This window comes from Pseudoalteromonas sp. S558 (assembly GCF_005886635.1).
GTDB classification, from domain to species: domain Bacteria; phylum Pseudomonadota; class Gammaproteobacteria; order Enterobacterales; family Alteromonadaceae; genus Pseudoalteromonas; species Pseudoalteromonas aliena.
This window is the reverse complement of record NZ_PNDU01000127.1, coordinates 1-13,863: the sequence shown is the minus strand read 5'-3', so window position 1 is coordinate 13,863 and position 13,863 is coordinate 1. Positions and strand designations below refer to the sequence as shown.

The 13,863-nt window shown below is 37.7% G+C and carries 10 protein-coding genes; 7 read left to right on the top strand and 3 right to left on the bottom strand.

Features of this window, described 5'->3' with window-relative positions; genetic code table 11:
* Positions 1 to 159: 159 nt before the first annotated feature.
* The 3 genes from CWB66_RS10100 (at position 160) to CWB66_RS10090 (ending at position 7,820) form a co-directional block, all read left to right on the top strand.
* Positions 160 to 1,026 (top strand): S1/P1 nuclease, encoded by an 867-nt coding sequence (locus CWB66_RS10100; protein WP_138585282.1) that lies wholly within the window; start codon positions 160 to 162, stop codon positions 1,024 to 1,026.
* Positions 1,027 to 1,059: 33 nt separating this feature from the next.
* On the top strand, positions 1,060 to 4,296 hold the full coding sequence (locus tag CWB66_RS10095; protein WP_138585281.1) for a TonB-dependent receptor: 3,237 nt from the start codon (positions 1,060 to 1,062) through the stop codon (positions 4,294 to 4,296).
* Positions 4,297 to 4,631: 335 nt separating this feature from the next.
* Positions 4,632 to 7,820 carry a TonB-dependent receptor gene (locus tag CWB66_RS10090; RefSeq protein WP_138585280.1) on the top strand — a complete coding sequence of 1,063 codons (3,189 nt, stop codon included), beginning with the start codon at positions 4,632 to 4,634 and terminating at the stop codon, positions 7,818 to 7,820.
* 51 nt (positions 7,821 to 7,871) lie between these two features.
* Here the strand turns inward: CWB66_RS10090 and CWB66_RS10085 are convergent, their stop codons facing one another.
* A complete protein-coding gene (locus tag CWB66_RS10085; RefSeq protein ID WP_077535112.1) occupies positions 7,872 to 8,303 on the bottom strand; it encodes a MarR family winged helix-turn-helix transcriptional regulator in 432 nt (143 codons plus the stop codon).
* A gap of 150 nt (positions 8,304 to 8,453) precedes the next feature.
* Between CWB66_RS10085 and hmgA the strand changes: the two genes are divergently transcribed.
* Positions 8,454 to 9,755, top strand: a complete 1,302-nt coding sequence (gene hmgA / locus CWB66_RS10080; protein WP_138585279.1) for a homogentisate 1,2-dioxygenase — start codon at positions 8,454 to 8,456, stop codon at positions 9,753 to 9,755.
* 2 nt (positions 9,756 to 9,757) lie between these two features.
* Positions 9,758 to 10,387, top strand: a complete 630-nt coding sequence (gene maiA, locus CWB66_RS10075) for a maleylacetoacetate isomerase (RefSeq protein ID WP_138585278.1) — start codon at positions 9,758 to 9,760, stop codon at positions 10,385 to 10,387.
* Positions 10,388 to 10,399: 12 nt separating this feature from the next.
* Here the strand turns inward: maiA and CWB66_RS10070 are convergent, their stop codons facing one another.
* Positions 10,400 to 10,633: a TIGR02647 family protein gene (locus tag CWB66_RS10070; protein WP_138585277.1), complete on the bottom strand. Its 234-nt coding sequence runs from the start codon at positions 10,631 to 10,633 to the stop codon at positions 10,400 to 10,402.
* A gap of 114 nt (positions 10,634 to 10,747) precedes the next feature.
* On the opposite strand from CWB66_RS10070, the gene CWB66_RS10065 reads away from it, so the two are divergent.
* Both CWB66_RS10065 and CWB66_RS10060 read left to right on the top strand, forming a co-directional pair.
* The gene (locus CWB66_RS10065; protein ID WP_077535109.1) at positions 10,748 to 11,050 is read left to right on the top strand and encodes a DUF1496 domain-containing protein; all 303 of its coding nucleotides are present in this window, start codon (positions 10,748 to 10,750) and stop codon (positions 11,048 to 11,050) included.
* Between the two features lie 54 nt (positions 11,051 to 11,104).
* Positions 11,105 to 11,413: a VF530 family protein gene (locus CWB66_RS10060; RefSeq protein WP_138585276.1), complete on the top strand. Its 309-nt coding sequence runs from the start codon at positions 11,105 to 11,107 to the stop codon at positions 11,411 to 11,413.
* Between the two features lie 52 nt (positions 11,414 to 11,465).
* Here the strand turns inward: CWB66_RS10060 and CWB66_RS10055 are convergent, their stop codons facing one another.
* A complete protein-coding gene (locus tag CWB66_RS10055) occupies positions 11,466 to 13,085 on the bottom strand; it encodes a diacylglycerol kinase family protein (protein WP_138585275.1) in 1,620 nt (539 codons plus the stop codon).
* Positions 13,086 to 13,863 lie beyond the last annotated feature (778 nt).

Below are 13,863 nucleotides of genomic sequence, written 5' to 3'. Positions count from 1 at the left end.
CAAGTAATTTTACCCATCAAATCTAAGGCATTGAATTTAAAGGGTTATGAATGAGAAATTATGAATTTTATTGAGTCCTTCCTATTAACGTTAAAAATGCGGACAATTGACCGCATTAACTTGTAGCAACGACATGAAGCATTCATTTAGGAAGTTCTAATGCATAGCAATTTAAAATACTCGATATCTTCAGCACTGTTAATTAGTGCAATTTTCACAAGCACTGATTCATATGCTTGGGGCCAAAATGGTCATCGTATTATAGGAAAACTTGCAGAGTCTCACATAAGCGAAACAACTAAAGCAGCCATACTTCCTTATCTTGATGGTGAATCGTTAGCACAAATATCTACATGGCCTGATGAAATGCGCTCTGCCCCTGGCGAGTTTTGGCAAAAAAAATCTTCTCGTTGGCATTACATTAACGCAGCGCCAAATAAAGCGTTGAGCCTAAACCATGCACATACGCATGCTAAAGAGTCTGTTAGTAATATTCTTGAAGGCATTCATTATTCAATGCAAACATTGACTGACGCGAAGAGCTCACTTGATGCAAAGCAATTTAGTTTACGTTTTTTAGTGCACTTGGTCGGTGATAGTCATCAACCATTTCATGCTGGCAGAAGCGAAGACCGAGGCGGTAACAAAATTAAAGTTTCTTTTTTTAGAGAAGAAACAAACCTTCATAGTCTTTGGGATACAAAGTTAATCGAAAATCAAAACCTATCGTATACCGAGTTTGCACAATTTATAGATACCAACAATAGCGAATTAATTGCTGACTATTTACAAAGTTCGCCAACAACCTGGCTTGAAGAATCACGTAATTTAGCAAATAAAATCTACAAATCAACGAATGAAGAAATTGGCTACAGCTACATATACAACAACACACCGATAGTAAAAACGCGTTTACAACAAGCTGGAATTCGCTTAGCTGGATTACTCAATACTCTATTTGATCCATCAGCCAAAGAGTTAGAAACAGCACTTAAAATGAATACTGATCAACAAACTGCAAATTAAACTTAAATAACCTACACACGGGAAATCAATATTATGACTAAGCTTCGCCTTTCGAAATTAACTGGAGCCGTAATTTTAGCTCTAGGTGTTTCTACAAGCGCAATGGCTGCTGACACTTCATCTGCAATGCGTGGTAAAATTACAACGCCTTCTGGTGGTAGTGCTGCAAACGTTAAAATTAAAGTTGTTCACCAACCAACTGGCACAATCAGCGAGTTAACAACCAATGAAAATGGTACATTTATCGCAAATGGTTTACGTGTAGGTGGTCCATATACCGTAATCATCGATTCTGACACATTCAATGATACTACAGTTGAAAATATCTTCTTAAACCTTGGTGAAACATACCGTTTAAGTTCACAACTGGCGCCATTGAACATTGAAAAAATTGAAGTATCTGGTTATAAGATAGTTCAGCAATCAGGCGGTTCTAGCAGTACTTTTGGTGCTGACACAATTGAGAATATGCCAAGCTTTAACCGTGATATTAAAGATATTGCGCGCTTAAATCCATTAGCAAGCATCAACGGTAACGGTGAACTAACGTTTGCTGGTAGTAACCCACGTACAAATGGTTTAACCGTTGATGGTATTGGTCAAAATGATGACTTTGGTTTGAATTTTGGCGGTTACCCAACATCTCAGCCTCCTGTAGCACTTGATGCAATTGAACAAGTATCTGTCGATGTATCGCCATTTTCTGCATCTAAAGGTAACTTTGGTGGCGGTACTATTAACGCTGTAACAAAAAGTGGTACTAACGAATTTAAGTTTTCAGGCTTTTACGAAATTTCAACACCAGAACTAGCTGGTGATGTAAAAAACATTCGTGAAGAAGATGTAGATAAAGCTACAAACCTTAAGCAGTTTTCATTTACTAAAGTAGAGCCTATTCAAACTGAAAAGCGATACGGCTTTAATGTAGGTGGTGCTTTAATTGAAGACGAACTATTTTACTTCGTAAATTATGCAAAATGGTCAAGTGAACTAGATTTAGACTACGGTTTTGAAAACTCTGGTGCCGCTAACGAATTCAAAACCAGTGAAGCAAACTATAATCGTTTTATCTCTATTCTAAATGATACATACGGTTTAACCGATTCATTAGCAGGTGCACCTGAAGATACAAACGAAAGCCTGCTTGTAAAACTAAGCTGGAATGCGAGTGATAATCACCGTTTAGATTTTACATACCAATGGCAAGACGACCAAGACCAGAAAAACACAAGCACTGGCGGTAAGTCTGTTGTCATGGTTTCAAATACTTATGATTACGTAACTAAATTTAATAACTTTGCAACTAAACTATACTCTGATTGGAATGATGATTTTTCAACAGAAATTGGCATTGCATACAAACATGTTACCTCTAATAGCGCAACACGTTCAGATATCGGCAGTGTTAAAGTATACGAAGAAGAAAAATTTGGTCGTGGTACCGGAGCTTTATACACGTTTGGTACAGATTACACTCGCCACGGCAACCGTTCTGAAACCAAAAATCTTACACTAACATTTGATGCAACTTATCTTATGGATGAGCACGAAATCAACTTTGGTGCACAGTACGAATCACTTAATTTATACAACTTATTCGCACCGAACTCTTTAGGTTCATGGCAGTTTAAGAGCTTTGATGACTTTGAGAACCGCCTTGTTGGCTTTGATACACAAGCTAGAAATAAAGATGTTAATGGTAACCAGCCATACGATTTCTCATACAGTAATGCTTATACAAATAATTCTGCAGACACTGCTTACGATGTTACCCGCAGCCAATTAGCGCTATACATTGAAGATACTTTTTATGTAGGTGATGACTTAGAAGTTACTGCGGGTGTTCGTTATGAGCGTTTAGCGTCAGATGATAAACCTAAATTAAATAAAAACTTCCAAAGTACACATGGTTTCAGCAACCAAGAAAACCTAGACGGTCTTGATATTATACTGCCACGTGTTGGTTTTAAATATTATGCAACTGAAGCACTTACAATTAGCGGTGGTATCGGTCGTTTCCAAGGTGGTATTCCTAATGTTTGGTATAACAACTCGTACCAAAGCGATGGTATTACTTTTGTTAATGCACCAAGCGAAGCAATTAACGAGTACTACACTAATAATAAAGCTGATATTACACAAGTTCCTGATGCAATTAAAAACTCATTAGAGCAAGGTGCGGGTAGCGTAGCTTATATCGATCCTGACTTTAAACTACCTTCAAGTATCCGTACTCAAGTTGGCTTTGAATATGAATTCGATTCAGAACTTTTAGGTGATGGCTTTAAATGGCAAGCTGAAATTGCTTATCATAAGAAAGAAAATGAAGCTGTATGGCACAACACTTCTATAAGACCTGTAGGCGTTGCTGCTGATGGTGTACGTGTAATTAATGAAAGTATTTATAGTGGCTCTTCACGAAACAACGTAGATACCGAAATGACTAATTCGTCAGATGATGGTCGCTCAATCATCATTTCAACAGGTATTGCTAAAGAGTGGGAAAATGGCTTATTTACATCTGTAAGCTATGCACACCAAGATGTAACAGAAGCGGCTGTTGGTTCTGCATCACAAGCCGAAGGTAACTATAAACACAATACGACTGTAAACCGCAACCAAGATATTGCAGCACGTGGCTTTTATGAAGTTGAGCATAGCTTTAAAATTAACTTAGGTTATAGCGCTGAATTTTTCGCAGGTTACGCTACTAAGTTCAATGTTTACTTTGAACGTCGCTCTGGTCGTCCATTTAGCTACACTATGAACATGTACAAAGATAGTCATTTAGGTGACACTGAATCTTTATACTCTAATGCGGCCTATTTACCTTACATCCCAACTGGCGCAGATGATCCTAATGTAAATTGGGATAAATCTAAAATGAAGTGGTCTGAACTAGAGACGATATTAAATGAAGCTGGTATTAGCGAACGTGGACACATTTTAGCTAAAAATACCGCAACCCAACCTTGGGTTACTACAATGGACATAAGCATCAAACAAGAAATACCTGGTTTTGCTGATGGACACCGTGGTGAAGTTTACTTCATGATTGATAACTTCGCTAACCTATTAAATAGTGACTGGGGAGTCGAAAAACGCTTACGCTATTCAACTCAAACAGTTTACGATTTTGGTGGGCTTGATGACCAAGGTAGATACTTAATTGATAGTAGCTACAACGGCACTGACGTAAGAAACTATAGCGAAATAGCAACGTCTTCGTCTGCTTGGCAGGCTAAAATTGGCGTAAGCTATAAGTTTTAAGCTATAACTTTAGGCACATAATAAGCCTTAACTAAGTTATATTAAAAACCCACTACAACTTTGTAGTGGGTTTTTTATACCTCGAATTTTCATTTCATATATTTGTCATAAAACCCGCGTAGTATATTTTTTTGCTAAATGTTATCGCACAAAAGCTGTAAATAGTTATAAGCCTAACCGCTTATTAAAAAAATATTACAGTTGTATTTTATTTGTAACGAACAAATGAAGTACAATAGCCAAGATGTTTAGTAAATTTAGCGCTTCGCTTTATTCGCTAAAGCATTAAATATAAAAATATAAAAATTTAATTAATAACTACACGGGAAAATTAAATGAAAACTCAACTTCGTAAAACCGCCCTTTCACTCGCTATTGCTGCGTGTGTTGGTGTAAGTGGTGCTGCAATTGCAAACGAAACAACCTCTGCAATTAAAGGTCAGATCACAGGTCCTAATGGTAATCCAGCAGCTGGCACTAAAGTAACAATTTTACATGTGCCTTCTGGATCAGTAAAAACAACGGAAGCAAATGATGCGGGTTATTTTACAGCTAAAGGCCTTCGTGTTGGCGGCCCTTATAAAGTCGTTGTAGATTCAGATGTGTACGCAGACCAAGAGTTTAATAACATCATATTAAACATTGGTAACGATTACCCAGTAAACGTTTCTCTTGAGTCACAATCAAGCATGGAACAAATTGTCGTATCTGGTCGCGCAATCAGTACTATGTCTGGAGGTACTGGTCCTGCGTCTACATTTACGTTAACAGATTTAGAAAATCAGCCTGCAATTAATCGTGATTTAAAAGATATTATTCGTATTGATCCACGTGTAACAATTGACGATAGCCGAAGTTCTATTAATTGTGGTGGTGGTAATCCACGCTTTAACAGCTTAACGCTGGATGGTGTTCGTATGAACGACAACTTCGGTTTAAGTTCAAACGGTTACCCTACTATACGCGCTCCTTTTTCTTTCGATTCTATTGAACAAGTTGCCGTCGAGCTTGCCCCATTCGACGTACAATATGGTGGTTTCACATCGTGTAATATCAACGCAGTTACTAAATCTGGTGGCAACGAAATTCATGGCGGCATGTTCTTCGATTATACTAGCGATTCAATGCGCGGTGATAAAATTGAAGGTGATGACGTAGATAACGGAAATTACACAGAAAAGCGCTACGGCTTTAATGTCGGTCTGCCTTTAATTGAAGATTCTCTATTTTTATATACTTCATATGAAAAACTAGAAGGTGTAGCGCAGTTTAACTATTCATCTTTAGTACCTTCTGAAAATATTGCACGTATTCAGCAAATTTCACAAGATAAATATGGATACAATGCAGGCACAACCCCTTCAAGCTCTCCTGTAGAAGATGAAAAAATATTAGTAAAACTAGATTGGAATATTAACGATTCTCATCGCGCTAACTTGATTTATAACTACAATGATGGTTTTACACTTTCACAATCTGATGCTGATGGTGATGAATTAGCATTTAACAGTCACTTTTATGAACAAGGTGCTGAATTTACATCTATTATCGGTTCACTTTACTCTGACTGGAACGATAACTTTTCTACAGAGGTCCGCTTAGGCAAATCAGAGCTTGATGCTCGCGTTGAATCTTTAGATGCCGCAAGCAGCTTTGGTGAATTCCAAATCAGTACAAACGATGCCACTGTGTACATTGGGCCTGATGATTCTCGTCAGTCAAACGATCTAAATTATGATACAACAACGGCTAAATTTTCTGGTACTTACTACCTTGATCAGCACACTATAACGGCTGGTTTTGAGTACGAAGAGCTAGAAGTATTTAATCAATTTGTGCAACATACACAAGGCGAATGGCGCTTTGCATCAATTGATGCATATGAGCAAGGCATAGCTAGTGCGGTTTATTACAACAACTCTGCGAGTACTAATAACCCAGATGATGCTGCTGCAAGCTTTTCATATTCTCAAAATACGTTCTATATACAAGATGAGTATAGTTTCTCAGATTTAGATGCATCATTAACATTTGGCCTTCGTTATGATAGCTACAGCAGTGATGATAAACCAACACTGAACCAAAATTTCACAAATCGTTATGGATTCAGCAATCAATCTACATTTGATGGAATTGACCTTATTCAGCCTCGTGTTGGTTTTGAATGGTATGCAACAGACGCACTTGAAGTACGCGCTGGCGTTGGTTTATTCTCAGGTGGTAATCCAAATGTTTGGTTATCGAACTCTTACTCAAATGATGGTATAACAAATATCGGTACTCGCATTGGTGATATTAGCAATGCTTATACTGAAGGCGAAGGTGATGATAAAGTTACTTTAGTTAATTTATTTGAAACGCCAAATGTTAATAATGGTAAGCCTGGTTTTGAAGTTCCTCAAGACATGTTTGATAAAGTGGCTAATACGAATGCAGGCACTGGGGATGCAACTGTAAATGCTGTTGATCCTAACTTTGATCTGCCTTCAGAGTGGAAATACTCTATAGGTGCTACATACACAACAGAAAATGACTATGTGATCGCATTAGATTACCTTTACTCAGATAAGCGTAATGCTGCATCATTAGTTGATATTGCTCTTCAAGATTCGGGTAAAACTACATTTGATGGGCGTCCACTTTACGAGAGAAAAGAAGACTCTTTAAACCCTGGTAAATTCCGCAGCGGTGATTTACTACTAACAAACGTATCTGGTGATAGTGGTTCATCATCGGTTATCTCAGCGGCGATAAGTAAGTCATTTGATAATGGTATATCTGCACAACTTTCTTATGCTTATACAGATGCTGATAATGTTAATCCGATGAATAGTTCAGTGGCCAGTTCAAACTATGGTAATTTAGCAACAACAAACCCAGGTAACCCTGGCGTTGCTTCGTCTGACTATGAAATCCCACATCGCTTCACTCTTAACCTTGCCTACACTCATGAGTTCTTCAATGGTTACAGCACGCGTTTTAACTTGTTTGGTGAAGCTTACAAAGGCCTTCCTTACAGCTTTACAACGAAGAGCAACCGTAACACTGGCGCTGGTGATATCCAATTTGGTGACAGAAATTCAAATGGCGCGCGTCAACTGCTTTACGTACCATTAGAGAATGATCCAAATGTTGTTTACAACATGAGTGCAGATGAAATCAATGAGTTCAACGACTTTATTGCTTCAGAAGGCCTTAAACGTGGTGAGATCTCTGGTCGTAACGCGCAAAACTCTGATTGGTTTGTTAAGTTCAACTTTAAACTAACTCAGGAACTACCAGGTTTCATGGATGGCCACAAAGGTGAAGCATTCTTTGTTATTGATAATTTAACTAACATGTTAAATGATGACTGGGGTGTACTTAGAAAAGGGTCTTTTGTTGGTAACAAAATGGTTGACGTAATTGTAAATGACCAAGGTCAATATGTTTACTCAAACTTTAGTGCACGTAGTGCTGAACAATCAATTCAGCGTAATGCTTCTGTTTGGGAGATGCGTGTAGGTGTTCGTTACACTTTCTAATTTAGCAATTTAAATTAGTTACTATTAAAAAAGCCCACTTTGTGGGCTTTTTTATTCTTTTAATGTGTTATTCAACTTATCAAAAACGCTCATTAATACTGCATACTCCTCTCTACTTAATGAATTTAATAATTTTTTTTCCCACGCGAGCGCATCGGGGGCTATTTGTTGATATATTTCTTGCCCTGCTTCACTGAGCATAAGTAGTACGGCCCGCTTATCATTCTCATTCAATTGACTACGAATTAAGCCTTTATCTATCAATACTTTTACAGCACGTGATAACGTCGATTTATCCATATTTGCTTGGAGGCATAAATCCTTTGCATTGCTTTGCCCATACTGGGCTAAATTAGCAAGTATTCGCCACTGAGGAATAGTTAAACCGTATTTAGTTTGATAAACCTCGGCAAAGTCGTTACTTACACGCGTTGCGATATTGGTTAATTGATAAGGTAAAAACGTTGCTAAATCTATTTGCATTTCAGGTATTCCAGCTCTGTAAGCTTTACTTATCTGTTCATTTTTATTTACACATATGCACGTTAGCACATTTGATATTAGTCTCACTTGAGAGTATCTTACCTTAAATAATAAAAACATAAAACCAACCTTCTCTCACAGGAGTCAGTAATGGCCACACAGTTAAATTATATGACCGGCTTTGGTAATGAATTTGAGACACAAGCGCTGCCCGGTGCATTACCAATAGGTCAATTTAGTCCACAAAAAGTTAAATACGATTTATACACTGAGCAATTTAGTTCAACGGCCTTCACTGCTCCGCGTGCTGCAAATCGTCGAACTTGGTTTTACAGAATTCGTCCGTCGGTGGTGCAAGGTGATTATCGTGCAATGGATAACGGTTTACTAAGAACAGCACCCATAACAGAAGCTGTAACACCACCAACAATGCTGCGCTGGAACCCAATTGATATACCCTCTGCACCGACCGATTTTATAGACGGATTAGTAACAATGGCCGCGAACGGTAGCGCAAACGGACAATCGGGTATTGGCATTCATGTATATGTAGCCAATCAGTCAATGCGAGACCGCTACTTTTGTAATGCCGATGGCGAAATGTTATTTGTCCCGCAGCAAGGTGAGTTATTAATTCACACCGAATGCGGTAAGTTAGGCATTAAACCAGGTGAAATTGCTGTGATCCCACGAGGCATCAAATTCTCTGTTGATTTAATTGACGATACTGCGCGCGGCTATATTTGTGAAAATTATGGCCATGCATTAGAACTTGCAGAGCGTGGCCCTGTAGGTGCGAATGGTTATGCCAACGACCGAGACTTTCAATACCCAGTGGCAGCCTATGAAGATAAAGAAGGTGACTTTGAACTGGTTTCTAAGTTCAATGGTAATTTATTTAGCTGTGAAATTAAGCACTCACCTTTTGATGTAGTCGCATGGACAGGGAATAGTTCGCCGTATAAATACGATTTATCGCGTTTTAACGTCATGAATACAGTTAGTTTTGATCACCCCGACCCGTCTATATTTACGGTATTAACGTCGCCATCAGCGACTGAAGGCATGGCGAATGTTGATTTTGTTATTTTCCCGCCTCGTTGGATGGTCGCCGAAAATACATTTAGGCCGCCTTACTATCATCGCAATATTATGAGCGAGTTTATGGGCTTAATCGAAGGTGTATATGATGCAAAAGAGCACGGCTTTGTACCAGGCGGTGCGAGTTTACACAATTGTATGTCGCCACATGGTCCTGAAGCCGATGTATTTGAAAAAGCCTCAAATGCAGAGCTTAAACCACAAAAATATGAAAACACGTTGGCCTTTATGTTTGAGTCGCGCTATATCATTTCGCCGACAAAATACGCATTAGAAGGACAAGAACGCCAGCCAAATTATACTGACTGCTGGCGTACTATTAAAAAGCAATTTACAGGCTCACAGGATTAATTATGAAATTATACAGCTACTTTCGTTCATCAGCCGCTTACAGAGTCCGTATAGCACTTAATTTAAAAGCAATCGATCATGAACTTGCGATTGTTAACCTTTTAAAGTCAGAGCAACTTGGCGACGACTATTTAAAAACGAATCCACAAGGCTTACTCCCTGCACTTGAAACCGATGACGGCGTATTAGCCCAATCGCTTGCGATACTTGAATGGCTTGATGAAACGTACCCACAGTCGCCGTTAATTTCAGGAACTGCGTGGCAAAAAGCGCAAATAAGAAATTTAAGTTTTGCGATTGCCTGCGATATACACCCTGTTAATAATTTACGTGTCCTTAAATATCTATCAAATGAGCTAGGGGTAGATGATGAGGCTAAAAATAAATGGTATCAACACTGGATTGAGATAGGCTTTGAAAAAATAGAACTTTTGCTAAACGAAAATGATGACTATTGCATTGGTGATCAACCAACGCTCGCGGATATATGCCTAGTTCCGCAAGTGTTTAATGCCATTCGTTTTAATGTTGATATGGCTGCTTATCCAAAAATTGCAGCCATTTACGCGCGTTGTAATAAATTGGCTGCATTTAATGATGCTGCTCCGCAAAATCAGCCCGATGCAAATTGAGCTAATTTAAAACTAACTTTGTAGCGCACTATGAATAACCGTAACGTGCTCAATTAAGTCCAAGCCCAGATCAGTTAAATAACCGCCATCTGGGCTATCTATAATCCCTTTTTCAAATAACCGTTGCGCTGCACTCAGTAAACTTGGCTCTGCATCTGAATGTAATTTAATTCCCTGCATTTTACCGTCGCGTGGAAATTTAGCCAATAGCGTAAACTCTTCTATCATTGTTTGGTTAAATTGCATGTGTTCACCTTTTTATTGTTTTGTGTTTTACTAAATGTGTTGTACTAAACTTACCCTAGCATGTTTTTTAGCTTTGTGTACTATTTTTAAACTCATGACAATTTAAGGTGAAAAATGCGTAATTTATTTATTCTATGTTTTTGTTTTACTTGCTTAACATTCACAATGCTAAGCCAAGCAAATACCATCAAAACACTCTCAGTTGTCGACGCTGATCAGTTTATAAATGCCGATACCCAATGTTGGTACGACAATAAACGCTACAGCGAAGGTGCATTAATACAAATTCACTCGTTCACTTTAATTTGTGGCGCTAAAACCCCGCAACATAATAATAGCCGACTGATCTGGCTCAAACTAGATAAACAAGGGAATGCTATTTACCCAACTAAGCCGCAAACAATTACGGTGAATTAGCCTCTATGCACGAATTAAGCTACAATACGCACAGTTTAAATAAGTAGTATGGCTATGAATAATCAACCTAAAAACCCATTACATGGGGTAACATTAGAACAAATACTTGTTGAGTTAGAACAAAGACTTGGCTGGAGAACATTAGGTGAGCAAGTTAAAATCAAGTGTTTTACTGACGATCCTAGCATTAAATCTAGTTTGAAATTTTTGCGTAAAACACCATGGGCCCGAGACAAAGTAGAGGCCCTTTATATACATACGATAAATAATAGACCTATTCGCAGACCAAAAAGTGCGCCTAGAGAAACGTCAAATAAAGCCCCGGATACAACAGGGTTTGTTTGGCCTTCTATTAAAAAGTAAATGATATAAAGATGCATAATTATATTATGCATCTTTATCTCAACATCCCTTTTTACACCTCTTTACAAATAACATTAAGTGATGCTGGTACGATAGTAATTACTAAGCGTTTAGCTGTTTTAGCCTCACCATCTAACACATACCTAATCTCATCCTCTGCAGTAATTTCAACTCTTTTAGCATTGGTATGATGCGAATTTATAGCTAAATGCGTCTGAGTAATACTGCTAAACATAAGCTCTGCAATACTCAAAACTGTTGTGAAATCATCTTTGTTGGGAGTTAACCAATTCACATCAAGCAAACCATCATTATGATTTGGTTGCCCCCCCCCTTGAGCGAGTAATGTAGTAAAAGGTGCCGCATTAGCGACAATAAAGCTATTAGTGCAAATTTCTTGAGGTTCATTGTCATCGAGTTTTACAGTAAGCGATTGTGACTTTTGCTCACCAAAAGCTTGAAAAAAACCATTTAGGTAAGCCAATTGCCCTGATTTATTTTTTGCTTCTCTGTCCGCTTTCTCAATCATGGATTGTTCAAAGCCAATGCCCGCCAGTAACAATACCAATTCATCATTACAATAAGCGGTATCCATTAAACTTGTTTGGCCATCTATAATTAAATCGCAAGCTTGTTCTACAGGAATAAATTTAGAGCTGATCCCCATTAATACATGCGCAAGTGCATTTGCTGTGCCTAAAGGAATAATACCTAATTTACATTGTGTATTAACGAGCACACTGGCGACTTCTGCAACTGTTCCGTCTCCGCCGCAGGCAATAATAATATCAGGTTGCTCTTTTATGGCTTGCTTAGCTAAAGTTATGCCGTTGGTTTCTTTATTGGTGGTGAGTATTTTTAAATCATAATAGCTTGATAAGCGGGCAACAATTAAATGCTCCTTTTCTTGCCATAATTTAGTGCCCGATACTGGGTTTGCTATCAAAATAGCTTTGTTCTTTATAACAAGTTCTCCATTTTTATGGCGTTTTGCTAAATGGCGCAATTGGTGTTTATTTAAGTTTGCAGTTTCACGCGTTTCTTTGATCTGTGCGAGTATTTGATGCACATCCGCATTTTTATTCTGGCTGAGCAAGTAAGCTGCCATAACAAACACTGAGCGCCCTCTGCCTAAAGCACAATGCACCACGACTCGACGATTTTCTTTAATATGATGATGGATCCAATTAATAGCCTGATTAAGCTGCGAATGCGTCGGTACGCTGTGATCAAGCACCGGAATATTCAAATACTTTATATTTTCCTGTGTTGAGCTCCATTCTAAGCCATCAAATTCACAGGTTACGTCTAAAATGGCTGTTATTCCATTACTCTTTAATGTATCTATATCCGATGGAAATAATCGACAGGCTAAAAATAAATTGTTATTAATTTGCTGAATAGGCGGTACTTTATCGTGCTTGCGGGCGTATGCATTATAAATTTGAACACCAAATAAAAAAGGGATAAAGGCCCAGCGAATATAAAAAGGAATGACACCACTTTCTCTTTTTCTAAATATTTTACCCGCATTAAATAGATAAGCAGCACTTACCAGCAGAAGTGATAGAGCAGTCCAATAAAATACCAGTGAAAAGTAAACGGAGTTAACCTCCCAACCAATAAAAATAAACAGTAATGCTAGTACTAAATAACTTATTGCAGCCCACATAGTTTCTCCTTTTATATATTATTAGTTAACCTGAACGCTGGATAATAAATCTATCTCAAGCAGTTATTTTCAGCGCTAACTGCATTGAATTTATTTGCAATAGGCCAACTATTGGCGCGTAAATTCGCCTTGTTTTCACTGAAAATCTCTGGCTAGAGAAAATAAATTTAAATATCATCATGATTCAATACGTTAGTAAATCTCTTAACCAGAGCTCAGGTTAGTTAAATCCTACTGTTCTATAGCAAATTACGCACCATCTAATTTATTTATAAATTATAGTATACCTATTCGCTTAATTAAGTGATCTATTTTGAGGTAAGGAAATCGTGTCGATAACAAGGAAAAAAGCATGTTATTTATTTGTTTTTTATCAGAATTTTCTATATGGTAAGCGTCAGATTTAATCTCTCAAATTGGGTGATTATTATTGCGGATGAGTATTCGTTCATTAAGTTTAAACAAATAAACGATGATTAAATTCTATTTTAAAATCTGCCAAATTTACGTGCTTATCAGTCATAAATTCATATAACGCGATTTACTGAAATTCGTTCATGGGAGGAAAAAGCTAACAATGCGTTAGCTTTTTATGAAGACGAATCACGCTACATAGTTAATGCCTTGCCTAATACCAATTTTATTAAAAACATGATCATTCTAGCGTATTAAATAACTCACTAACTACGTTAAAAATTATTTATAGAGAACAACTATATATCATAGTTTTAGCCTTGTTATTGCGCTATTTTCTTATCGCTATAATAGTTCTCTAATT

Coding starts and splice junctions, on each gene's coding strand:
- CWB66_RS10100 (WP_138585282.1), top strand. CDS start 160: ATGCATAGCAATTTAAAATACTCGATATCTTCAGCACTGTTAATTAGT.
- CWB66_RS10095 (WP_138585281.1), top strand. CDS start 1,060: ATGACTAAGCTTCGCCTTTCGAAATTAACTGGAGCCGTAATTTTAGCT.
- CWB66_RS10090 (WP_138585280.1), top strand. CDS start 4,632: ATGAAAACTCAACTTCGTAAAACCGCCCTTTCACTCGCTATTGCTGCG.
- CWB66_RS10085 (WP_077535112.1), bottom strand. CDS start 8,303: ATGCAAATAGATTTAGCAACGTTTTTACCTTATCAATTAACCAATATC.
- hmgA (WP_138585279.1), top strand. CDS start 8,454: ATGGCCACACAGTTAAATTATATGACCGGCTTTGGTAATGAATTTGAG.
- maiA (WP_138585278.1), top strand. CDS start 9,758: ATGAAATTATACAGCTACTTTCGTTCATCAGCCGCTTACAGAGTCCGT.
- CWB66_RS10070 (WP_138585277.1), bottom strand. CDS start 10,633: ATGCAATTTAACCAAACAATGATAGAAGAGTTTACGCTATTGGCTAAA.
- CWB66_RS10065 (WP_077535109.1), top strand. CDS start 10,748: ATGCGTAATTTATTTATTCTATGTTTTTGTTTTACTTGCTTAACATTC.
- CWB66_RS10060 (WP_138585276.1), top strand. CDS start 11,105: ATGAATAATCAACCTAAAAACCCATTACATGGGGTAACATTAGAACAA.
- CWB66_RS10055 (WP_138585275.1), bottom strand. CDS start 13,085: ATGTGGGCTGCAATAAGTTATTTAGTACTAGCATTACTGTTTATTTTT.